The organism is Burkholderia cepacia, assembly GCF_001039005.1.
Taxonomy (GTDB): domain Bacteria; phylum Pseudomonadota; class Gammaproteobacteria; order Burkholderiales; family Burkholderiaceae; genus Burkholderia; species Burkholderia theae.
The window spans coordinates 1-284 of record NZ_LDWR01000184.1 but is presented as its reverse complement, the minus strand read 5'-3'; the positions used below and the strand labels follow the sequence as shown (position 1 = coordinate 284).

Below are 284 nucleotides of genomic sequence, written 5' to 3'. Positions count from 1 at the left end.
GACGTGTCGGTCATCGCGCGCTGCACGGTGGCGGTCGTGCGGACCATTGCCTTGAGCTTCTCGGCCGCGCGCAGCGAACGGAATTCCTGCACGAAGCGCAGCAGCGCGCTGATCGTGACCATCGTCAGCAGGATCGTCATGCCGACATAGTCGCGATCGTCGGGCGCGGCGAAATAGACGTCGGTGCAGAAGCTGATCGCGGCCAGCACCAGCAGCACGTAGACGAACGGGTTGTGGAACGAGAGCAGCAGCTGGCGGGTCCAGTGCGGCGGCTTGTCGTGCGC

The 284-nt window shown here is 65.5% G+C and carries 1 protein-coding gene; it reads right to left on the bottom strand.

Features of this window, described 5'->3' with window-relative positions; translation table 11 throughout:
- A partial coding sequence (locus VL15_RS39005; RefSeq protein ID WP_048252219.1) for a cation-transporting P-type ATPase occupies positions 1 to 284 on the bottom strand: 284 nt, incomplete at both ends.